Origin of the sequence: Aliarcobacter vitoriensis, from assembly GCF_048320235.1 — a bacterium.
Classification (GTDB): domain Bacteria; phylum Campylobacterota; class Campylobacteria; order Campylobacterales; family Arcobacteraceae; genus Aliarcobacter; species Aliarcobacter vitoriensis.
In genome coordinates this window covers 1,618,406-1,641,519 of record NZ_CP182882.1, presented here as the reverse complement: position 1 = coordinate 1,641,519, position 23,114 = coordinate 1,618,406, and the positions used below count along the sequence as shown (strand labels likewise).

24 protein-coding genes are annotated in these 23,114 nt (G+C 26.7%); 5 read left to right on the top strand and 19 right to left on the bottom strand.

The features are described 5' to 3' along the window. Nucleotides 1-9 precede the first annotated feature (9 nt). From fliD to ACNSOS_RS08135, 9 genes are all read right to left on the bottom strand, one after another. Nucleotides 10-1,386, bottom strand: a complete 1,377-nt coding sequence (fliD, locus tag ACNSOS_RS08175; RefSeq protein WP_418184908.1) for a flagellar filament capping protein FliD — start codon at nucleotides 1,384-1,386, stop codon at nucleotides 10-12. Between the two features lie 21 nt (nucleotides 1,387-1,407). Then, nucleotides 1,408-3,318, bottom strand: a complete 1,911-nt coding sequence (locus ACNSOS_RS08170) for a flagellar hook-associated protein FlgK (RefSeq protein WP_418184907.1) — start codon at nucleotides 3,316-3,318, stop codon at nucleotides 1,408-1,410. Nucleotides 3,319-3,373: 55 nt separating this feature from the next. Beyond that, nucleotides 3,374-4,081, bottom strand: a complete 708-nt coding sequence (locus ACNSOS_RS08165) for a flagellar basal body L-ring protein FlgH (RefSeq protein WP_418184906.1) — start codon at nucleotides 4,079-4,081, stop codon at nucleotides 3,374-3,376. After that, nucleotides 4,081-4,428 (bottom strand): hypothetical protein, encoded by a 348-nt coding sequence (locus ACNSOS_RS08160; RefSeq protein WP_258238037.1) that lies wholly within the window; start codon nucleotides 4,426-4,428, stop codon nucleotides 4,081-4,083. The genes ACNSOS_RS08165 and ACNSOS_RS08160 overlap by 1 nt, the downstream gene beginning before the upstream one ends. Nucleotides 4,429-4,515: 87 nt before the next feature. Next, on the bottom strand, nucleotides 4,516-5,043 hold the full coding sequence (locus ACNSOS_RS08155; RefSeq protein WP_418184905.1) for a flagellar basal body-associated FliL family protein: 528 nt from the start codon (nucleotides 5,041-5,043) through the stop codon (nucleotides 4,516-4,518). 3 nt (nucleotides 5,044-5,046) lie between these two features. Then, complete coding sequence (locus ACNSOS_RS08150) at nucleotides 5,047-5,538, bottom strand: hypothetical protein (RefSeq protein ID WP_113908790.1); 492 nt, start codon at nucleotides 5,536-5,538, stop codon at nucleotides 5,047-5,049. A gap of 1 nt (nucleotide 5,539) precedes the next feature. Then, nucleotides 5,540-5,944, bottom strand: a complete 405-nt coding sequence (locus ACNSOS_RS08145; protein WP_418184904.1) for a hypothetical protein — start codon at nucleotides 5,942-5,944, stop codon at nucleotides 5,540-5,542. 2 nt (nucleotides 5,945-5,946) lie between these two features. Then, entirely contained in the window at nucleotides 5,947-6,207 is a 261-nt protein-coding gene (locus ACNSOS_RS08140) for a flagellar biosynthetic protein FliQ (protein WP_113892378.1), read from the bottom strand. A 2-nt stretch (nucleotides 6,208-6,209) separates the two neighbouring features. Further along, complete coding sequence (locus tag ACNSOS_RS08135; protein WP_418184903.1) at nucleotides 6,210-7,433, bottom strand: hypothetical protein; 1,224 nt, start codon at nucleotides 7,431-7,433, stop codon at nucleotides 6,210-6,212. A gap of 94 nt (nucleotides 7,434-7,527) precedes the next feature. On the opposite strand from ACNSOS_RS08135, the gene ACNSOS_RS08130 reads away from it, so the two are divergent. Both ACNSOS_RS08130 and fliM read left to right on the top strand, forming a co-directional pair. Continuing rightward, nucleotides 7,528-8,577 carry a flagellar basal body P-ring protein FlgI gene (locus ACNSOS_RS08130; protein ID WP_113892374.1) on the top strand — a complete coding sequence of 350 codons (1,050 nt, stop codon included), beginning with the start codon at nucleotides 7,528-7,530 and terminating at the stop codon, nucleotides 8,575-8,577. 1 nt (nucleotide 8,578) lies between these two features. Then, complete coding sequence (gene fliM / locus ACNSOS_RS08125) at nucleotides 8,579-9,694, top strand: flagellar motor switch protein FliM (RefSeq protein ID WP_113892372.1); 1,116 nt, start codon at nucleotides 8,579-8,581, stop codon at nucleotides 9,692-9,694. A 15-nt stretch (nucleotides 9,695-9,709) separates the two neighbouring features. Here the strand turns inward: fliM and pyrC are convergent, their stop codons facing one another. From pyrC to ACNSOS_RS08110, 3 genes are read right to left on the bottom strand one after another with little or no spacing between them, the layout of a single operon-like run. Next, the gene (gene pyrC / locus ACNSOS_RS08120) at nucleotides 9,710-10,732 is read right to left on the bottom strand and encodes a dihydroorotase (RefSeq protein ID WP_418184902.1); all 1,023 of its coding nucleotides are present in this window, start codon (nucleotides 10,730-10,732) and stop codon (nucleotides 9,710-9,712) included. Beyond that, a complete protein-coding gene (locus tag ACNSOS_RS08115) occupies nucleotides 10,732-11,070 on the bottom strand; it encodes a P-II family nitrogen regulator (protein ID WP_113892368.1) in 339 nt (112 codons plus the stop codon). The genes pyrC and ACNSOS_RS08115 overlap by 1 nt, the downstream gene beginning before the upstream one ends. 58 nt (nucleotides 11,071-11,128) lie before the next feature. Then, nucleotides 11,129-12,313, bottom strand: coding sequence for an ammonium transporter (locus tag ACNSOS_RS08110; RefSeq protein ID WP_418184901.1), 1,185 nt, complete (start codon nucleotides 12,311-12,313; stop codon nucleotides 11,129-11,131). 234 nt (nucleotides 12,314-12,547) lie between these two features. On the opposite strand from ACNSOS_RS08110, the gene ACNSOS_RS08105 reads away from it, so the two are divergent. Both ACNSOS_RS08105 and ACNSOS_RS08100 read left to right on the top strand, forming a co-directional pair. Then, the gene (locus ACNSOS_RS08105; protein WP_418184900.1) at nucleotides 12,548-14,479 is read left to right on the top strand and encodes an ankyrin repeat domain-containing protein; all 1,932 of its coding nucleotides are present in this window, start codon (nucleotides 12,548-12,550) and stop codon (nucleotides 14,477-14,479) included. After that, nucleotides 14,476-16,947, top strand: a complete 2,472-nt coding sequence (locus ACNSOS_RS08100) for an HD domain-containing protein (RefSeq protein WP_418184899.1) — start codon at nucleotides 14,476-14,478, stop codon at nucleotides 16,945-16,947. The genes ACNSOS_RS08105 and ACNSOS_RS08100 overlap by 4 nt, the downstream gene beginning before the upstream one ends. A gap of 18 nt (nucleotides 16,948-16,965) precedes the next feature. Here ACNSOS_RS08100 and ACNSOS_RS08095 read toward each other — a convergent pair whose 3' ends face one another. Continuing rightward, nucleotides 16,966-17,430 carry an ankyrin repeat domain-containing protein gene (locus ACNSOS_RS08095; RefSeq protein WP_113892360.1) on the bottom strand — a complete coding sequence of 155 codons (465 nt, stop codon included), beginning with the start codon at nucleotides 17,428-17,430 and terminating at the stop codon, nucleotides 16,966-16,968. Between the two features lie 115 nt (nucleotides 17,431-17,545). Between ACNSOS_RS08095 and ACNSOS_RS08090 the strand changes: the two genes are divergently transcribed. After that, nucleotides 17,546-17,950 carry a DUF350 domain-containing protein gene (locus ACNSOS_RS08090; RefSeq protein WP_113908798.1) on the top strand — a complete coding sequence of 135 codons (405 nt, stop codon included), beginning with the start codon at nucleotides 17,546-17,548 and terminating at the stop codon, nucleotides 17,948-17,950. A gap of 16 nt (nucleotides 17,951-17,966) precedes the next feature. Here the strand turns inward: ACNSOS_RS08090 and ACNSOS_RS08085 are convergent, their stop codons facing one another. The 6 genes from ACNSOS_RS08085 to tkt form a co-directional block, all read right to left on the bottom strand. Next, a complete protein-coding gene (locus tag ACNSOS_RS08085) occupies nucleotides 17,967-18,374 on the bottom strand; it encodes a hypothetical protein (RefSeq protein ID WP_418184898.1) in 408 nt (135 codons plus the stop codon). A 117-nt stretch (nucleotides 18,375-18,491) separates the two neighbouring features. Then, the gene (locus ACNSOS_RS08080; RefSeq protein ID WP_418184897.1) at nucleotides 18,492-19,742 is read right to left on the bottom strand and encodes an arsenic transporter; all 1,251 of its coding nucleotides are present in this window, start codon (nucleotides 19,740-19,742) and stop codon (nucleotides 18,492-18,494) included. Beyond that, the gene (locus ACNSOS_RS08075; RefSeq protein WP_418184896.1) at nucleotides 19,739-20,098 is read right to left on the bottom strand and encodes a gamma-glutamylcyclotransferase family protein; all 360 of its coding nucleotides are present in this window, start codon (nucleotides 20,096-20,098) and stop codon (nucleotides 19,739-19,741) included. Before ACNSOS_RS08075 ends, ACNSOS_RS08080 begins: the two co-directional genes overlap by 4 nt. A 12-nt stretch (nucleotides 20,099-20,110) precedes the next feature. Continuing rightward, nucleotides 20,111-20,824 (bottom strand): LrgB family protein, encoded by a 714-nt coding sequence (locus ACNSOS_RS08070; RefSeq protein WP_418184895.1) that lies wholly within the window; start codon nucleotides 20,822-20,824, stop codon nucleotides 20,111-20,113. Continuing rightward, the gene (locus ACNSOS_RS08065; RefSeq protein ID WP_418184894.1) at nucleotides 20,814-21,167 is read right to left on the bottom strand and encodes a CidA/LrgA family protein; all 354 of its coding nucleotides are present in this window, start codon (nucleotides 21,165-21,167) and stop codon (nucleotides 20,814-20,816) included. The genes ACNSOS_RS08070 and ACNSOS_RS08065 overlap by 11 nt, the downstream gene beginning before the upstream one ends. A 24-nt stretch (nucleotides 21,168-21,191) precedes the next feature. Beyond that, a complete protein-coding gene (gene tkt, locus ACNSOS_RS08060; protein ID WP_418184893.1) occupies nucleotides 21,192-23,105 on the bottom strand; it encodes a transketolase in 1,914 nt (637 codons plus the stop codon). Nucleotides 23,106-23,114: the final 9 nt, after the last annotated feature.

The following is a 23,114-nucleotide window of genomic DNA, read 5'->3' as shown; positions in this document are numbered from 1 at the left end:
AATCATATTCTAGTTTGAAACCTGTGATTGAGCAATTAACATTTTCAAACTAGAAAATGAAGCTTCCATTTGATTTATTATAACTCCATATGATGCAAACTGTTGTGCCATTATAGAATACTTATTATCCAATGTTGTTTCTGCAAGTTCCTTATCTTTTTTCATAGATTCTTCTCTTGAAAGCATACTTAATTCATAATCAATTAAACCTTTTTTAACGCCACTAATACTAATAGTTTCATCTAGTAAAGTAGCTATTCCTTTTTTTTCAGGAACTCCAGCAAATAAATCTTCCAAATCTTTCGTTCCATTTTTTATAGATGCTTCAAAATCTTTTGTGCTAAAATTTAAATTACCACTTTTCTCATCAAATGAAAAACCAAAACTAAATAAAGATTTATCACTATTCCCTGTACCAAAAAGATTGTTTTTAATTTGTGACAACATATCTCTTAAAGCACTTTTATCATAAATACTTGATTCACTTGAATAGATTTCATTTTCTATTTCAGTTCTTAAATCATTATAAGCATTTGCAAAATCTTGCATCTGTTTTGATAAAGTTGTAGTATCATTATCTATATTAATTGTAGATTCTCCACCAGTTTTTGTAGCTGTTATTTTTAATCCATCTATTGTAACTGTATTTGTACTATTTGAGTAATCAACTCCATCAACTTTCATTTGCATATCTTGTGCTTTTAAAACATTATATTTTTTCAAAGTTTCTTCATTAGTAGAATCTGCTTCAAATAAGCCTTTAGCTCCATCACTAATACCAAGATTATTTCCACTTACATCTTTACTATTAAAATCTATTTTATTGCCTAATCCAGTTTCTGTACTTTTAAGTGATAATCTAAATCCACCACTAGAACTATCTACAAGTGAAGCTTGAACTCCATCTATATTATTTATCTCTTTAACTAAATCTGTATAGCTTTTTCCATCTGTATCAATTTCTTTACCATTTATAGTAATTTTACCCTGGTTTACAAGATCACTTTTAGAACCACTTACAATATCTGTTTGCCAAGCATCTTTTTGAGCAAGTTGTTCTACTTTCACACTTAAACTTCCTATTTTTAGAGAACTTAAATCATCAGAATCAAAAACTACTCCATCTCCCATAACATTTGCACTTTTTTGATTAAAAGAATTTACACCACTTGATTGATTTAAACTAAATAAACTAACTGCATTCAGAAGAACATCAACTTTTGTACTAATTTTAGAAATTACCTCTTTTTCAGAAGTAAAATTCTCAAGTTTTTTTTCTAAAGGTTCAATCGTAGCTTTTCTATCAGCTGCTTTTAATTTTTCTATTAAATCACTATTTAGTGATGCCGCTTGTCCAGAACCTAAACCTAAAATTCCATTTGCCATTTGCTACTCCTTTTATAAAATTTATCTCTTCATACCAAGAAGAGTTTGTATCATTTCATCAACTGCTGTAATAACTTGTGCATTCGCACTAAATGCTGCTTGAAATTTCATTAAATCAATCAACTCATCATCTTTTTTTACACTAACAACATCATTGTATGATGTTCCTAAATTTTGAGATATTGAATCTTGTACTTCATAAGCATACCTAGAATCTTCTCTATCAGAAGATACACCTACTCTTAAATTTCTAAAATATTCAGTTAATGATGTAACATTTTTAGAATCAGGATCTTGTGCTTTACCTTCAAAAGACAAATCTTTCTTCCATTGTATTGAAGCTAAATAATCAAGGTTTTCTTGTTTTAAATCATTTACTGCATTCTTATTGAATTTCAATGTTTTTACACTAGCTCCACTAAATAAATTTAAATCCACAATATCTCCACCATTTGGAGGAAATGGTGAAGTATTGTGTTCGTCTGAAGCATTTCTACCATATACATAATCATCTTGCCCTACTCTAATGTAAGAAGATGTAATATCTGCTAATGTTTGAGCAAAATTATCTAACATATCAAGATAAGATTGAAATTTATTATTTGAATTTGAAGTAGATAAGTTCTCTACTTGTGCTTTTATAGTTCCTGATTTCAAATTCAAATCATGATCCAAAATTCTCAAAACTGTATCAGATTGTGCATCTTTACTTTCTGATTCATTTCTATATATCTTTTCTCTTGAATCTATATCTGTTCCAGTTTTTCTTTCTATACTAAAACTACCTATAAAATCATTTTCTTTACCTTCTATATTTGACTCTATTCGAAGATAATTATCACTATTTGGATACATAGGGACTTTTTTACCATTTTCTTCTACATATTCTCCATTATATGCTGTTACAACTTTACTCATATTAGGATCATTGTTTATTTTTACCATCATAGCTCTTGTTAAATTATCATTATCAACAACCATAGTAGTTATATTACCATCGCCAAGCCAATCACCTGTAACACTTTCACCTATTCTTACACTAACAGAAAACTCATTGTTTAGTTTATAAGTAATAACATCATCATTATCATAAGGTGCTTTTGGTGTAAATAATCCATCATCTTCATATTTTAAAGAGTCAAACACTGTTGTAGAACCGTCTGCATTTGTTCTTAAAAGATTATATTTATCTACCTGATTAGTTTTTACATCATTTATTTCTATTTGTCTTGCAAATACATCATTACTTAAAGCTACAACATTACCAATTTTTATCTCATAAAAACCTTGGTCTCTATTTATATCAACATCTACATATTTTGACAACTCAAGCTCTAATAAATCTCTTTTATCTAATAAATCATTTACTGAAGGATCATATTTTTCTATTTTCGCATTAGTATCAGCAATCTCTTTTAAAATTTGATTCACTTTCTTAATATCTGTTGATAATTCTGTTCTCTCTATTGATTGCTGTTTTTGAACACTTGTATATAAATTTTGCAATGATTCAACAACAACTGCACCTTGACTTTGTAAAGCACTTCTATATACTTGAGAACTAGGATTTGTTCTTAAATTTTCAACTGATTGAAAATATCTATTTAAATCTATAGAAAAACCACTATCATTAGTCTCTTTAAAAATAGTCTCAACACCACCTAGCATATTTGTTAATTTATCATAGTAGTTTGCTTTTGTGCTTTCTTGTATAAATTTGTCATACATATATTGAGAAGTAACTCTTGAAACTCCATCAAAACTAAGTCCACGTCCAGTTATATGAACGCCATATTGACCAATTTCGCTTAAGTTAGCAACTCTTTTTTTATACCCAGGAGTATTTTGATTAGCTTGATTATTACCAACATTGTCTATTGCATATCTTGAACCATGTAGCCCAGTTTGTGCAACACTTAAAGTGGAAAACATATTAACTCCTTTGTATAATCTTTAAAATTATTACATTACATTTCTTAATTTTAGTTTAAAATGGCCATATTGCTCTTAGTATTCTTGTTCCCCATGGTGCTTGTAATATATCTGCTTCAACACCATCTTTCTTATACAATAACTTTAAATTAGCAATTTGTGATGAATTTATAGAATTATCAGATGATATATCATAAGGACGAATAACTCCAGTTATTATGATTTCTTGTTTCTGACCATCTAAAATAACTTCTTTATTACCTTTTATAAAATAGTTCCCATTTTGATAAGTCTCTTCTATTACAGCTGAAATTTTGGTATCAAAATTTTCTTTTACTTCTGTTTTTACTTTTCCTTTATCACTATCACTACTTTGTGTATTAAAATTTACTCCCAGATTTGCATTAAACTTATCAGTAGCATTTCCAACAGCTCCACTTAAATTATTTCCTCCCATAGCAGCAAACATCCCTCCACCATAGTCTGTTTGTCTATCACTTGTTAACTCTCTTTTATTATCACTTTTTTGAGTTAACCCCTCATTAATTTCAACTTGAATAATATCTCCAATTTGTAAATCTTTTTTATCTGCAAATAATGACGTTCCTTGAACTGAATATAAAGAACCCTTTTTATTTTTTACTACTGGAATTTCTCTTGGAATTTGTTGTTCTGGTTTTGAAAAATTAATCTCAGGTTGAGATAAAGCACCACAAGCTGTAAAAACAATCGTTATAATAGTTAATAATATAGTTTGTTTCATTATTTTAACCTACTTTTTAAAATATGTTCTATATCTACTACAACTACAACATCATTAAAACTTTTTTTTACTAACGCCATAGCTCCGTATCTAATTGTAATAGCCTCAATATTTGTATTTGGTTTAAAAATATATACTATCTTATTTTTTACAATCTTAACATCTTCTATATATTCTTGACCAACTAAATCTACAACTTTTTCAGCTTCTATTAAAATAATTCGTTGAGCATCTTGCTGCTCTTTTACTCTTTTCTCATTTTCAAATTTTATAAGATTTAATTCTTCTTCTTGAGCTTTCTGCAACTCTAATTTTGCAATATTTTTCTCTTGGTTTAAATATGCCAAATACATTATCCCCAAAAATAGAGAGATAATAAAAAATATTTTTAAAATATTATTACTTTTTTTTCTTTTCTTTATTGCTACTATCATCTATTTTATTACAAATGTAGTAAATAAAATATTATTTACTACATTACTATTCGTCCTTGTAACATAGTTTAAAATATTATTTATCTCACTTATTAGTTCATCTTTTAATTGACTTTTACCACCAACAGTCAATAACTCCTCAGAACTTCTTGAACTCACTTGAGTAATAACAACATCAGTAATTTCAGCTAAATAATCTTGAACTATTTTTTCAATTGTAGGGTCACTACTTCTAATAGAAAAAGATAACTTCATAATCTTTTCTCTACCTCTTGAATCTGTGAGATTTAAAACTAATTCATTAACATCTGCTTTAAATTTAGCTTCAGCACCTGAAGATTGGTTATTATTTGTTATTGGAACCTCATTCGTTTGTTCACTACTTGAATTAGTATTTGAAATTTTATCTAATAAAAAATATGTCCCACCAGCAACAGCCATTATCAGTACAATTACAAGAACTAATAAAACTATCAATAACCCCTTACCATCTGATGGTTTTTTTACTATTTCATTTTCATCTGCCATTTTTCAGTCCCTTCTGTCTTTGTCTTTATTATATCTCTCAAGTTTTTGTGTTAAGATTGAAGCATTTTCCAAGCTTAAAAACTTCATAATATTAGAAATATTTGATTCCTTTAGTCTAAGGATTATATCAAAAACATCTTCAAGTTTACCTTCTAGTATCATTTGATCAAAAATTTCTGCTGCTACTTTTGCTTTCATCTGTTCAAAAACTCTTATAGATTTTTTCTTAATCTCAGCTCTTATATCTTTTAAAACTTCCTCATTTTTTTCATATAATCTTTTTATTTCAGCTTTTTCTTGTTCTATTTTAGTAAGTATTCCTTCTATCTCTTTTTTATTATTTTGATATTCTTTCTCTTTTTCTGTATAAAAATTATTTAACTCATTTTTTAATTCTAAAACTTCCATTTTTTGTCTAGTTAAAGAACTGCTTGTTTCTACATTTGCATTTAAAGTTATTGCAAAAATAAGTGTAATAAAAAATCTATAAATCAACTTAAGCCCTTATATATTTACTTTGTATAAACTCTTCAGATTCCAAAGCTTGCATATCCATAAGAATTTTATTCTTCTCTTTTTTCTCTTCATCTAAAATATATTTATACTGTTCACTCTCTTTTTGAAGTTCTATAATGTCATTTAAAAGCTCTTCAATTTTTTTTATCAAAGCATTTTTTTTCGTTAAAAGTTCTTTTATATAAAATCTTAAACTATCTTTATGCATAGCTAGTATCATAAAATCGGAAATTGAACCAAATTTTTCAACAGTTGCAGTATTTATTCTATTTTGAACAGTTTGCATCTCTTCATCTATTCTATAAACTTCTTGTTCTAAAGTAGATTTTTCTATTAATTTCTGTTCTGTTTGATTTTTCTTTAGATTGTACAGTTTATTGATCAAAATTAACTTCCAAAAATTAAAATTATATTCCAAAGTTCTGTTGTAAAAGATTGCATATGTTCACCAACCCAAGGAAGTGTAATTAATATAAAGATTGAAACAATTATCATCTTTGGAACGAAAGATAATGAAGCATCATTTACTTGTGTAACAGCAGAAAAAATAGAAATTACTAGTCCTATAATCATACTAACAATCAGCGATGGAAGTCCTATTAATAATATAAGCTTAACTGTATTTTGAGATATTGCTAGTAAATCCATATTTAATCTTTTATTTTAATAGTGATCTCTAAAGTTTTATTATTTAATAATTTAGAAATCAAACTAGCTATATCTTGAACATTTGAACTATCAAGTTCTACACTATTAACATTTTTTGTTTCCAATATATTCTCATTTTTTGTTTCAATAATAGCATTAGGAATATCTTCTAAAGCAGAAATTAAATCTTGTTCATTTAAACCATCCAACTCTAAAAATTCATCACTCATATCATCTCCTTGCACCTCATCATCTTCTTCGGCATCATTTAAAATTATTTCTTGTTTATGTTCTTCTAAATCTTCAATTATATCGTTATTTTGATTTATTGTAGCATCAATTTCATCTTTTAATTCAATATTTTCAAATAATCTTGAAGGTTCAATATTTTCCAACTCTTCAAAGTTATTCTCTACATAATCATAAGAATCTTCATTTGTTTTATCTTCAATAACTTTTTCTAAAATAGACTTATTTGGGAAAATCTGATCTAAAAAATTGACATCTTCAAAAGTTTCACTAATAGATTGAAAATCATCTTCATCTAAATTAGTTGAATTTAAAATATCAGATAAAATATCTTCATCACTTTTTGTATTATCATTATAAATGGAGTCATCATCATAGTCATAAGATATATTATTTAATCCAAAATCTTCACTAAAAGATTCTAATGGATTAAAATTACCATCCTTTTTATTATCTTCATATATGCTTTTAGATTCAATTAAATTATCGAGTTCTTTTATATCTAATCCTATAGGTTCTTCAATATTTAAATCATCTTCAACTATTGTTTCTTCTTGATTTTCACTTTCTAAAAGTTTGGATAATTCACTATCTAAATCTAATGCCAAACTTTCATCTTTTATAGCGAATTCATCTTCTTGTTGTAAGGTCTGTCTATTAAATTTTCTTATAATATAATTCGGTATTTCTTCTAAGGAATCGATAGATAAATCATCTACTCCACATTCAAGTAAAAATTCTTCTTCAATACCATCCTTAGGTTTTAAAAAACTAAATTTACTCTTATTTTTAATTATTTTATCATCATCAATTAAATATACATTATTTGGATTTGAAGCTATATTCTCTTTTAATTTTTTAATATCATCTATTTCAACTATATCTAAATCTTCTAATGCTTCATTTATTTTTGAATCTTGTAAAATTTTTTGTATATCTTTTTTAAAACTTTGATTTCCATAGATAAAAATATTCAATATTTGCCCTAATAAAATAAAATACTGCCTAGATTATACCTTTTTTTATTAAATTTTTGATAAAATAATTATTAAAAGTTTATGAAGGATTTTTTTGAAAATATTTATTTTTATTTTACTACTAACATCTTCTTTATTTTCTCAAACTATTAAAGATATATCAAATGTCATAGGAATAAGAGATAATCAACTAATTGGTTATGGACTGATTGTAGGACTTGCTGGAACAGGAGATAAGTCAAAATTTACAATGCAAAGTTTACAAAATCTTCTTACAAATTCTTATATAAAAATTCCAGCTGGTTCTATAAATTCAAAAAATATTGCAGCTGTTATGGTAACTGCTGATTTGCCACCATTTTCAAGACAAGGTGATAAAATAAAAGTTACAGTTTCAACTATTGGTGATTCAACATCAATAGATTATGGAGAACTTTTACTAACTCAATTAAAAGGTGTAGATGGAAATGTTTATGCAGTTGCACAAGGAACTGTAACTGCAAATACAAATAACAAAACAACAGGTTTTATATATGAGGGTGCTACTGTTGAAAATGAACTAGAGTATGAACTACAAAATGAAAAATCTATTCAATTAAGTTTAGTAAAAAGTTCTGCAAAAAATGCAGATTTGATAGAAAAAAAGATTAATGAAACTTTTGGACAAAGATTGGCAACTGCACTTGATACAAGAACTATTGAGGTTCTCAAACCTACAAATATGTCTATTGTAAGTTTTATATCTAAGGTTGAAAACATAGAACTTGATTCTACATTTAGAAAAAAATTAATTATAGATGTAAACAGAGAATCAATTATAACTGGTGGAGATGTTGTTATATCTCCAATTACAATTGCAAGAGATTCATTTACAATTAGAATTAATAAATCTGATTTATCTGAAGAAAATTGGAATAATCCTTCAGTAAATAAAGGTGAAGATATAGGTGATGATGTAAGAATTGCAAATAAACCTGTAATTGATATAAATAATGCAATGATAAATACAAAAAAAGACCCAACAATATCAGATTTAGTACGTTCAATGAAAGTTATGAAAGTACCAATGACAGAAATAATTGACACTATAAAAATGATAAAAGAGATGGGTGCTATTGATGTTGATATTGAGTTAAGAGGATAATATGGCAGAATTTTTAAGTCAAGATGAAATAGATGCTCTTTTAGATATTGCTGAACAAGGTGATGATTTTGATGGAACTAATCCACTTGATAAATTTACAGCTAAAGAAAAAAACTACTCAATATATGATTTTAAAAAACCTAATAGAGTAACACTTGATCAATTAAAAGCTCTTACAACAATGCATGATAAAATGCTCAGAGAATTTACAAATGACTTATCTTCAATGCTTAGAAAAGTTGTTGATGTAAAACTTACATCAATTGAACAGATGACTTATGGTGAGTTTATACTATCTATTCCTCAAGTAACTTCACTTAGTACTCTTTCTATGAAACCACTTGATGGGAAAATTGTAATTGAGTGTAACCCTACGATTTCACATAAAGTAATTGCTGATTTATTAGGAAGTGGTGCAGTTAATACTATGGATAATCTTGATAGAGAATTAACTGAAATTGAGATAAAAGTTCTTGAACATTTTTATAGAATGTTCATAAAAATTTTATACAAAACTTGGAGTGATGTATCTAGTTTGAATTTCAAAATTGAATCAAGTGATACAAATGCAAATGCTATTCAAATTGTTTCAGATCACGATATAGTTCTGTTAGTTGTATTTGAAATAACAATTGATGAAGATTCTGGATTTTTATCTATTTGTTATCCTATTTCATATATAGAACCACTTTTAAATAAAATTGTTGATAAGATTTTTAGTGAAGGTAAAAATAAAAAACTTAGTCGTAAACAAGACATTAAAACTCTAATTTCAGGTGCAAGAATGAAAATAGAGCCTATTATGGCTGAAACAGAAATGACAGCTTTAGAAATTTTAAATCTAAAAGAAGGAGATGTAATTGTATTTAATAAAAATGCAGCATCTTCGGATAGTATAGTTTATGTTAATAAAAAAGAGAAGTTTTCTGCTGTTTGTGGTATATCAAATAATAGAAAAGCAATAGAGCTAAAATCAAATCTGGATAAAGAAAAACAAGAAACACTAGAATCACTTAGAATTATGAGAGAAGAAAGAGATCAAAAAGCCAAAGAAAATGCTGAAAATATCAAAAAACTTTTAAGTGAAAGAAAAGCCAGTTCTATTCCAATAGGCTAAAAAAATTAGCCTATTTTAATTGTCTTCTAAACTCCAAGACAAAGTTTCACCTGCATACATAGGTACAACTTTCTCTTCTTTATATTCATAAACATTTGGAACTATAAAATCTTCTTTTACCAGATTTATAGTTTTTGATTTTAAATTCAGATTATATATTCTTTTAGCATTATTTGATACAAAATCATTTAGATTATCTAAAGAATTATGTTTTTCAAATAATTCGACTAATACTTGTAAAGCAATAGGTGAAGTAAAAACTCCTGCAGCACAGCCACAACACTCTTTTTTATGTTTTGGATGAGGAGCACTATCACTTCCAAACATAAGTTTTGGATGTGCTTTTAATGCAGCATTTAAAAGTGCTGTTCTATCAATTGGAGTTTTAGCTATTGGTTTACAAAATAAATGTGGTTTCAACATACCACCAGCTAAATCATCTAAAGTTATAAGCAAGTGATGTAAAGTTACAGTTGCAAAAAGATTTGGATATTTATCAAGAAGTTCCACTGCATTTTTTGTAGTAATGTGCTCCATAATAATTTTTAAATCTGGAAAAGCAATAGCCAAACTCTCGTAGATTGGCATAAACTCTTTTTCTCTATCCATCACAAAACCATTTGTTTCTCCATGAATACAAAGAGGTATTCCAAGGCGGCTCATAATCTCTAAAGTTGGTCTTAAAACTTCAATATCCATAGATGAAACTCCAGTTTCAGAGTTTGTAGTAATTCCTGCTGGATATAATTTTATTCCTATAATCTCATTTTTTATATCTTCTAAAAATTCATAACTATAATTGTTTTGAAAAAATAAAGTCATAAAAGGAATAAAATTATCCCCATTACATGCACTAAGTATTCTATTTTTATAAGATAATAAAGCCTCTTTGGTCGTAACGGGAGGAACTAAATTTGGCATAACTAAAGCACCACTAAAAGTTTTTGATGTAAGAGGAGCGACAAGCCGAAGCATGTCGTTATCTCTTAAATGTAAGTGCATATCTAATGGTTCATTTATAGTAAATGTTTTTGCCATTAAATAGCCTCCTCATCTTGTTCACCAGTTCTTATTCTTATAACTTTTTCTATTGGAGAAACAAATATTTTTCCATCTCCAATTTTTCCAGTTTTAGCTGCTTCAATAATAACTGCAAGAGTAGAATCAACATCTTCATCTGCAACTATTAGTTCTATTTTGATTTTTGGCAAAAAATCAACAACATATTCAGCACCTCTATAAAGTTCACTGTGTCCTTGTTGTCTTCCATATCCTTTTACATCAGATACAGTCATACCAGCAACTCCAGCTTGAACTAATGCTTCTTTAACTTCTTCAAATTTGAATGGTTTTACTATCGCTTCTATTTTTTTCAAGATCAATCCTTTCTTTAGTTCAATTATTTTAACAAAAGTTTATTAAACTAATATTATATTAGAATGCTCGTTTAAACTCTGGATAAGCTTCTAATCCGCATTCTCCAACATCTAGTCCTTGTAATTCATCATCTTTTTTCGTTCTTATAGGCATAATTTTATTTAATATAAATAACAAGATAAAAGAACTTACAAAAGCAAATATTGCAACAACTACAACACCTTTTAATTGAGCTAAGAATGAGATATCACTAACAAAAATTCCAACTGCTAATGTTCCCCAAATTCCATTTGTTAAATGCACAGATAAAGCCCCAACAGGATCATCTATTCTTAATTTATCAAACATAAATACACTAGCAACAACAACAGCTCCACCAATTGCACCTACTAAAATAGGAGTATAAACATCCATTACATCTGCTCCAGCTGTAATTGATACTAATCCACCTAATCCACCATTTAAAATCATAGTGATATCAAATTTTTTGTACATTGCATACATAATAATTGCTACAGTAATAGCTCCTGCAAAACCAGCTGTATTTGTATTTAAGATTACAAGTGCTACTAAATCAGCATCTGCTTTAGTTGACATTGTCCCAACACTTCCACCATTAAATCCATACCAACCAATCCATAAAAGTAAAGCACCAAGAGTAACTAAAGGTACATTTGAAGCTGGAATAACTCTAACTCCACCATCTTTAGTATATCTCCCTGTTCTTGCTCCAATTATCAATAAAGCAGCTAGTAAAGCCCAACCACCAGTACTATGAATAATTGTTGATCCAGCTAGATCATGCATAGATGATATATCTAATATAGTATCTTTTAAGAAGTTTGCTCCCCAAGTTAAATTAACTACCAATGGATATAAAATTGTAGCCATAATTAGCGTAAATATCGCTATTGGTACAACTTTAACTCTTTCACTAATACCACCACTCATAATGTTCATAGCCTTTCCAACGAAAGCCATTTGAAATAAAACCGTTGCATAATTAATAGATTCATCATTTAATCCTTCGCCAAAAGCGACTGAGTAACCAATTAATACAAAACCTAATGATGCAATTGCAAAAATAAGAATATTTATAACTAAGACAGCAGTAACATTTTTTGTTCTAACAATTCCCGCTTCTAACATAGCAAAGCCAGGATACATAAAAACAACTAAAGTCATTGCAAACAGTACGTAGAGTGTGTCAATAATATATGACATATCAGACATTGTTTCCATAAAGTAGTCCTTTTAGAGATTAAAGTCTCCAGCGCTGGACGGTAAAATATTATCCTAAAAAACATAAAAGAAAGTTAAAAATATTCTTATTTTATGCTTAAAGTGTTAAATTTAATATTTTTGTATATATTTGTGTGTAAAAACGAAACATAAAATAGTTTATTAATTTTTATTAACATTAAAATTATTTATATTGTTATATAATCATTTAATTTATTTAAAAATGGGAGAGTAATGTTAGGATTATTAAATAGTTTCAACAAATATTCAAATGAAGATTTAATAAAAGAGTTGATAAATCCTGAATTTAATATCGAAAACATAAATAAAATCTATACAAAATCAAAAATTGATTTAAACTCATTATATATTAATGATGAGCCCATATTACTATCTTGTTGTAAAAAAGATTTATATAATTCTTGTTTGTGGTTGCTAGAAAATAAAATAGATATAGAACTTGAAAATAATTTAAAAGAGAGTGCAATATTTTATGCAATTTATTCAAAAGATACTAGACTATTGGATACTTTAATAGATTTTGGTGCAGATTTAAACCATTTAAATAAGCAAAATAGAACAGTTTTACAAGAATCAATACACAATTCAAATAATAAACTTATTAGATTTTTAATACAAAAATCAACTCTTTTTACAAATTGTGATAACAACGGAAACAATGTACTATTTGATGCAATTATCAATGGAAATTTAAATATTATAAAAAAAATAATATCCTTAAAAAAAATTGATATAAACCATAAAAATAGTGCTGGAAACACTATCTTACATTTAGATAATTCTCTAAAAAATATCGATTTAGCTTTATATTTATTAAATCAGGGTACGGATCCAACAATAATAAATGCTAATCAACAAAGTTACCTATTTTATATTGTTACAAAAGGCATTAAAGGAATTAATTTTATAAAAAGAGCTAGTGAACTTGGATTTAATCTAAATATAAAAAATAGTGAAAATAAAAATATATTGATGAAAGCTGTAGAATACTTCTTACAAATTTCAAAAACATCAAAAAGAGATTCTCAAGCAGAACTAATAAAAGAGTTAGTTCAACTTAATATAAATGTTCAAGCAATAGACAATCAAAATGAAACTATATTTTTTAATATAACAAGAAGTTTAGATAGAGATTTGATTCACTATTTATTAAATAATTTAGAAAAATTAAACTTAAATAGACAAAATATAGAAGCTTTAACTGTTCTAGATATTTTAGTTTTTAGTGGAATAGAAAATTATGATTTAATAAAACTATATATTGAAAAAGGTGCAAAATTAGATTATAAAAATAAGTATGGAAAATCTATAATAGAAATTTTGATTGATATTCTTTTAAACATTGAAAATGAAATATTTTTAGAAGATATTTATAAAAATCAAATAGTACAAAATGCCCAATATAAAGATATATTAGAATTACTTATCAAGAACTATCATATTAATGTAAATAATTTTAACTCTAAAAATGAACCACTATTTTTTCCTACTTTATTGAATTTTAATATTTCAATATTTAAAATCTTAAGAACAAAAAATATTAATTTAAATGAAACAGATATAAATGGGAACAATATAATTTTTAGACTTTTAGAACAAGATTTAACAAAAAAATCAGAAGATAGAAGAATGTTATTAGTGACAATTAAAAATCTTATAAATGCTGGAGTTGATATAAATAGTAAAAATGACAAAGGTTTTACAGCTTTAGAGTTTGCAATACTAAACGATAAAGAAGATATTGTAAAACTTCTATTAAATCTAAGAGCTGATTGCACTTTTGTAGATGAGAAAGGAAGAAATATAATACACACAACAATCTTTAAAGATAAAGAAAACTATATAAAACTTATTTCTTCTTATAATGGTGATATTTTAAATAAAGCTGACTATTTTGGTGTTAAACCTATAAATTATGCTGCATTTATGGGCAAAAAGCACACAGTATTAGAACTTATAAATTTGGGAACTTCTATAAATAACCCTTATAAAAAATCACCTAATATACTAACTTTTTTGGAAAGATACCATAAAAATATTTTGAATTTATCACTTGATGTACAAGATAAAAATGATAAATCAAATTTAGATAGATTAGCAGAAAATATGATTTTAGAGTTTAATATAGGGATTTCAAAAAAATGATTAAAAATTTTCACTTAAATAACTTTAGTGAAAATAGCTTCGATACTTCAAAAATATTTAAAAAAACTTATTTAGATTATTTAAAAAGTGCAAATACAAATAACAGTAAAATATTTTTCAAAAAACATACTAGAAATATTGATAAATTCTTATTTCAAATATTCTCTTATGTAAGTTCAAATTTTAAAAACAATAGATTCATAAGTTTTATAGCTTTAGGTTCTTATGCAAGAGTTGAACTATGTTTACACTCAGATATTGATATTATGATTTTATATAAAAATAGTCATTCTTACGATATTTCTAAAATTATAGAAAGATTTGTAGCTTTTGCTTGGGATTGTGGTTTAAAACTTGGTTTAAGAGTCGTAAGACTTGATGAGATTGATGAACTTTATGAATTAGCAAAAGATGATATTACTATAAAAACTTCTCTTTTAGAATCTAGACATATTTTTGGTTCAAAAAGAATTTACCAAAATTTTGAAATATTTGTAAAAAATTTGAGACAAATAGAAAAAAGAAAATTTATTGAAGAACAACTTTATATGCACACTCAAAGATTAAAAAAACACCCTTTAGATATGCAAGTAAATCTAAAAGAAGGGTATGGAGGAATTAGAGAAGCAAATATGCTTTTTTGGATTTTAAATGTTGTCTATGATGTTCAAAAAGCAAAAGAGTTAGTAGGAACAAAATTAAATATCAATTCTTACAAAAAATTTACAAATGCTTTAGATTTTATATTTCAAACAAGAAATACTCTACATACAATTCATAAAAAGAAAGTCGATTTAATATCTTTTGATACATTACCAGAGTTAAGTAAAAAGCTAGGATTTAAAAATGAATTTGAGTTTATGTCAAAAGTTTTTTCTTCTTTACATACAATTCATAATTTTCACTCAAATATGAGTTCTAAATTTGTAAAATCAATATTTTTTGATACAGAGAATTTGAAAAATTTAAAAGAATATAGATACGAAAAAGGTATATATATCATAGAAAATAGGTTGTTTTGTTCTTTTAATAGAAAAAGTGTAAAACTTTCAAGTTTATTAAAAGAGTTGATAAGTTTTCCACAAAATATAAATGGGTTTGATAGATCTTATGTATATTTTGCAAGTCAAACAAAAAGACCAAAAATAATAAGTAAAAATATAAAAAAAGATATTAAAACTCTTTTATGCAATGAAAATCTATACCCTATTTTAAAACTTTTTTATAATAGTGAACTCCTATCCATCTTACTTCCTAATTTTAAGAAAATCTTACATCTATCTCAATTTGATGGTTATCATAGACATCCTGTTGATATTCACTCTTTACAAGCTTTAAAACTTGTTACAAATATAGACGATTCTTTTATAAAAGATATTTATGATAACTTAACTAAAGATGAAAAAATATTAACAAGGCTTGTTACACTTTATCATGATATTGGTAAAGGAAGAAGAAAAGACCACCATATAATTGGAGAAAATATTTTCAAAAAAGCTATGAAAAACTTTGGTTTTGATGATGAACTTATAAAAACTGGTGCAAATATCATAAGATACCACGACCAAATGTCAAGAATTTCTATGAATGAAGATATTTACTCACAAAAAACTATTTTAAATTTCATAGGTCTTTTCAAAAATATTAATGAGATAAAAATATTATATGTCCTAACATATTGTGATATTTGTGCAGTTAATAAATATCTTTTTAATAGTTCAACAGCAGAACTTTTAAAAGTTTTGTACAAAAAAAGTATTTTAGCTTTTCAAGACCCAGAGTTAATTCGTGCAAGTATTACAAGAGTTTCAAAGCTAAATCGTATAAAAACTTTACCAAATTATCAAGATTTACCAAATATACTAAAAAGAAAAATATCTCAAATATCTTCCAACCAGATGTTTTTACGATTAAAAAGTGTCGATATTTTAGATATTGCAATAAAGGCAAAAGATGTATCAACTTATAGTTTTGATATCATCAATGAAAACTATCTAAAGATAAGGATCACTAGAAAAATCCCTCTAAATCTAGGATATCTATTGGGTAAACTTCAATATTTAGATATGAATGGTATGAATATATTTAAACTATATGATGAAAAGAAAATTTTTGAAATATCTTTTTCTAAAAAGGCTTTAGATGAAGAATTATATTTAATAGAAGAGATTATAAATGATTCTTTTGATATGAATAGAAATATAAAACTTAAAAAACCAATCATAAAAAGAAACGATATTAAAATAGATTGTAATCATAGTGAATATTTAGCATCTATGAAAATACATACTAAAGACCAAAAAGGTTTATTTGCTTATATAGCAAAAGTTTTTGATGATTTTGGTATTGAAATAGAAAGCTCTAAGCTTACTACTTCAAAAGGATATGCAAAAGATTTACTTTTAATAGAAAAAAATGGTAATTTTTGTAAAAACAGTGAAAAAATATTGGATTTAATTTGCTCTTAAAATTTTATAACAAATAAATCAAACTAAATTTTTTGCACAATTTCCCATAAAATCTTCATGTTCTAAATTTGCACCATTACTTATCAAAAAATTTACACTATTTTGTTTTTTATATAAAAGTGCATAAATAAGGGGCGTAGAATTAATCTCATCAATCATATCTATATTTAAACCACAGTTTTTTAGACATCTTAAAACTTTAACATTATCCAAATAAACTGCAAAATTCATAGCTGACAAATTTGGACTTACATATAAGCTAATTCTTAAATCAACCAATGCTTTTATAAGTTCTAATTTATTTTTAATGATTGCATAATACAAAGCATTTCTACCTTTGCAATCCCTACTATTTATATCTAAAATATTTAAAGAGAACATCTTTATAAGAATATCCCAACTATTACTCTCTATGAGATTTGTAAAAATCTCTGAAGAACTTTTTTGATTTAACCTATTTCCTAAAAGTAAATTGTTACACATTTTATATTCCTTATATATCAATAATGAATATCGTAATATATAGTTGTTTAAATCTTACTTAAATTATATAATTTTTATGAAAATTTGATAGAATAAAATAAAAAAAGGATAAAAAATGGATTTTGGACTGTTTTTAAGTTTTCTAGGATTTTTCTTTACAGCAATCGTTTTGGTAGTTGCTTTTCTTTATTTGTATGCTATTGTTACTCCATACGATGATTATAATCTTATTTTTGAAGAAAATAATATAGCTGCTGCTTTAGGTTTTGGAGGGGCTATTATTGGGGTTTCTATTCCACTTTATAGTGCTTTGGAGAATTCTGTTTCTTATTTAGATTTTGCATTTTGGGGAGCTGTTGCTATAATTATTCAGCTTGTTTTTGCATTTGTTGTTACAAGAATTAGTGGAAAATTCTCTTTTAATGAAAAAATCAATAAAGGTGTAGTTCCAGTAGGAATTTTGATGGCATTTTTATCAATATCAATTGGATTATTAAATGCTGGGTCGATGAGTTACTAAAACTCATCGATTTCTTTTATGGTCTGTTTTTATCAAATTCTTCTTCTAAAATATTTCTTTCTTTAGTTAGTTTTTCAATTTTATCCATATCTGGTTTAGATTTTATTTTTTCTAAATGAATTTGGTATCGTTTATCTTCAATCTTTTCTAATAACTCAATATTATCTTTTTTATATTTTAGCTCTTGCTTTTTAGAATCTAACTCTTTTTGTTTGTCTTTATATTTTAGTTGTTTTTCCTCTAATTTAGAAGGTTTACTACTATATTTTACTCTAGCTTCCTCAATATCTTTATTTAACTCTTGTTGTTTTATATTGATTTTTGTTTCATCTTTTAATATCTCTTCTTTGACTGTATCAGCATTTGCTTGAGTTAAAAAAAGTAAACTTCCAAGAATTAGTGTAGATAAGCATTTATTCTTCATATTTTATCCTTTATCATTAAAGTAGTTTTATTATAGCATAAAAGTAAATTTGGTTTAAATCAAGTTTATATTTACACACTAAGCTTTTTTATTTCACCTTTATCCTTAATTAAAATCTTACACACTTAATAACACAAGTATTAAAACAGGTGGAGTAACAATCAAGCCAAATTTACTATATTGCCAAAAGCTTATTTTTACACCTTTTTTACTTAAAACATAAAGCCAAAGAAGTGTTGCTAAACTTCCAAAAGGTGTCATTTTAGGTCCAAGATTACATCCTATAATATTTGCATAAATCATAGAACTATTACCTATATCTTTTAATGCTATATCCATAATCATAATAGTTGGTAAATTATTCATAACGGCACTTAAAATTGCACTTATAAATCCTGTTCCTACTACAGCAATTGTATCTCCTTGTAAAGCTAAGAAGTGTAGAATTTTGGCTATTTCATCTGTTAATCCAGCATTCTTAAGTCCATAAACAACTATATAAAGCCCTATACTAAACCAAACTATTTGCCAAGGAGCATCTTTGATAATTGTTAATGCTTTTACACTTTTTGAAAAATTTGCAATTATTAAAAATACAATTGCCCCACCTAAAGCAAAAATTGAGATAGGAAGTTTATAGGAATCAGAAATGAAATAAGCAATAAGCAAGAATGCCAAAAATATCCAAGAAAAATAGAATAATTTAATATTTTTTATAGCACTTTTAGGTTCTTTTAAAAGTCTAATTTCAACTCTTTTAGGAATATCTTTTCTTAAAATTAACCATAAAAAAAATATTGAAGCAATAACACTTACAATAAATGGAATAATCATATTTAAAAAATATTCTATAAATCCTATATCAAAATAGTTTGCTGTTACAATATTTGTAAGATTTGAAAATACAAAAGGTAAGGAAGCACTATCACTTATAAAACCACCAGCAAGTAAAAAAGCTATTATTGTTTTATTATTTAACTGTAAAATTTTCATTTTTACAAGTAAGATTGGTGTTAAAATCAAAGCTGCTCCATCATTTGCAAAAAGAGCTGAAACAAAACTTCCTAATAAAATAGAATAAATAAACATTTTTATTCCACTTCCATTTGATAATTTTGTCATCTTAAGTGCAGCCCACTCAAAAAAGCCAATCTCATCTAAAACCATAGACAAAATTATAATTCCAATAAAAGCTAAAGTTGCATCCCAAACTATAGAAGTTACATCTAAAACATCTTTAAAATCCACAACTCCAAAAATTAAAGCAACAATTGCTCCTATAATTGCACTTGTTCCTATTTGAATATTTTTGGGCTGAATTATCACAAATAAAAGTGTTAATACAAATATAGAAATAGGCAAAATCATATTTTGTCTTCATACATCTCAATTATTTCATCTTTTAATGTGTAAATATATGTTTCAACCTCTATTTCATCAAATCTTTCTACAGTTATAGGAGTTCTTACAAACTCTTCACCTTCAAAGATATCAAGTTTCTCCCAATGGTTTATCAAATTATCAGAATAAAATAAAAATCCATGAATATTATCATTTCCCATTTCAAGCCTAATTCCAGGATATCCCATACTAGCACTCCAACCTGCATCTATTAGTTTTCCTTTTACAATTGCTGGGACAAATTTTCCTACAATATTTTCTAAAACATATGCATTTGGACAGTTTGGCATAAGTGTTCCATATATAAAAAGAGACTCTTTCAAAAACTTCCTTTATTACTTTAATAAATTTATTATAATTGGTAAAAATATTGCGGTAATTACTCCACAAAGTCCCATAGCAAGAGCAGCAAAAGCACCAGCTTTTTCTCCAATTTCAACTGCTCTTGCAGTTCCAATTCCATGTGATATTAAACCAAGAGCAAAACCTTTTGAAGTTTCATATTTAACTTTAAATATTTTAAATACCAAAGTTCCAAATAAAGCTCCTATAATTCCAGCTATTAAAACAAACCCAACCGCCAAAGATGGTATTGCTCCAATTTGCTCTGAAGTTATTATTGCTATTGGTGCAGTTATTGATTTTGTTGTCATTGATAAAATTGTTGGTAAATCTGCTCCAAAAATATATAAAAGAGCTACTGCTACAATTATAGAAGCAACTCCAGCAACAATAAGAGTTATAACAATAGGAATAAAAAGAGTTTTTATATATTTTAAGTTTTTATATAAAGGAAGTGCTAAAGCAACAGTTGCAGGTCCTAAAAAAAAGTTTATCATCTCCACACCTTTAAAATACTCTTCAAAAGGAATATTAAATAATACAATAATAGGTAAAATAATCATATATGCAATAATTATCGGTTGAAGTAAAGTGTGTTTATTAAAATTTTCATATACTATTATTCCAATTTTATAGGCACCTAAAGTTACTATTAGCCATATTAGAGGAGTTGAATTTATATAGTTTGCCAATGCCTCAAAGTTCATCTTTTTTCACCTTTGAAGTTAAAAAATCCATAAGCTTAGCTGCAAAAACAAGAGCAATTAAAGTACCAAAAAATAGTGCTATAAATATAGCCCAAAACTCTTTTGTAATAATATCAACTTGCGTAATAATTCCCATAGCAGCAGGGATAAATAATAAAGGGAGATATTTTAAATGTAAAGAGACAGCATTATCAAGACTTTTAAAACTACCATTTCTTATAAATAAAAATAGCAAAAGAAGTAACATTCCAATTACAGAACCAGGAACTAATAAATCAAAAAGTTTTGATATACACTCTCCTAGAAATTGAAAAACTAGCAAAGCGATAAATCCTTTTAACAAACTAATTCCTTTTAATTTTAATCTCTATTTTAAATCAGCTAAAATTTTCGCTTTTAATTTATCCGCTGTAAATCCGAATTCATCAAATAAATCATTTGCATTTCCACTTGCTCCAAAAGTTTCCATTCCAAAAACAACATCAGCAAATTTATAGTATTCTAAACCTCTAGCTGCTTCAACTGCATAAACTTTTGTATTTTTATCAATAATTTTATTTATATAAGTTTCATCTTGCTCTACTAGTAAATCAAAACAAGGAACAGAAACAATATTTGCAAATATTCCATCTTTTTCTAAGTCACAAGCTGTTTGAAGTGCTAAATTTACTTCACTTCCACTTGCCATAATTGTTATAGTTGCATTTTCTCTTTGTTTTAATAAATATCCACCATTTGCTACACTTCCAAAAGCTTTTTCATCTTTTAAAACTTTTAAACCTTGTCTTGAACAAACAAAAGCAGTAGGTGCAGACATTTTAAGTGCAATTTTCCAAGAATCCACATTTTCAGTAGCATCAGCTGGTCTAAATGTATAAAAATTTGGTAATGCTCTAAATTGACTTAAATGCTCAATTGGTTGATGAGTTGGTCCATCTTCTCCAACTCCAATACTATCGTGTGTCCAAATAAAGTGTTGAGGAATTCCTGCAAGTGCTGCTATTCTTGCACTTGGTTTTAAATAATCACTAAATACAAAGAAAGTTGCACTATAAACTCTAAATAATCCATATAAATTCATAGCATTTGTAATCGCAGCCATTGCGTGTTCTTTTATACCAAAATGGATATTTCTACCATTTGGAAAATCCCCCATACCTTTTAATTCAGTTTTGTTTGATGGAGCTAAATCAGCACTTCCACCTAAAAAACTTGGAACGAAAGAAGCTATTGCATTTAATATTTTATGGTTTGAATCTCTTGTAGCAACACTACTTCCTGCTTCAAAAGTTGGATAAACAATAGAGTCAAAATTTGGATTTTGTAGCTCTTTTATTTTCTCTTTAGTTTCCAAACTCAAACTTTCATTCCAAGCATTTTGTAAAGTTGAACCAACTATTAATTTATCAAAGGCACCTTTTACATCAGCACTTACAAAAAAATCAACTTCTGGATCAAATCCAGCTTTTATTTTTGCTTGTTTTATTTCATCAACTCCAAGTGGAGCTCCATGTGAATGGTGACTTCCTTCAAGAGTAACTGCACCTTTTGCAATAACCGTTTTTGCTATTATTAAAACTGGTTGTGTTGAATTTTTAGCTTGAACTAAAGCTTTATCAATTTGTTCAAAATTATGTCCATCTATTTCTATTACTTCAAAATCAATAGCTTGAAATCTTTTTTTAACATTTTCACTCCAAGCAATACTTGTATCACCTTCAATTGTAATAGAGTTTGAATCATAAATAATTACAAGATTGTCAAGTTTCAAATGCCCTGCTGTTGCTGTTGATTCATAAGAAATTCCTTCTTGTAAATCTCCATCTCCACAAAGACAATAAACTTTATGATTTATTACATCATTTCCAAGTAAATTTTGTGCATATTTTCCAGCTGCTGCAAAACCAACAGCATTTGCTATACCTTGTCCCAATGGTCCAGTTGTGATTTCTATTCCATGAGTATGTCCATATTCTGGATGTCCTGGAGTTTTTGAATGAGTTTGTCTAAAGTTTTTCATATCATTTACAGATACATCAAAGCCCCATAAATGAAGTAAAGAGTAAACTAATCCTGTTGCATGACCACCTGAAAAAACCAGTCTATCTCTATTTAGCCATTTTTCATCAGCTGGATTTATATTTAAATGTTTACTTAAAACTGTTGCAATATCTGCTAATCCCATTGGAGCACCTGGATGTCCAGAGTTTGCTCTTTGTACCATATCAGCAGCTAAAAATCTTATCGTATCTGCTTGTTTTTGTAATAGTTGTTTTGACATGATTATCCT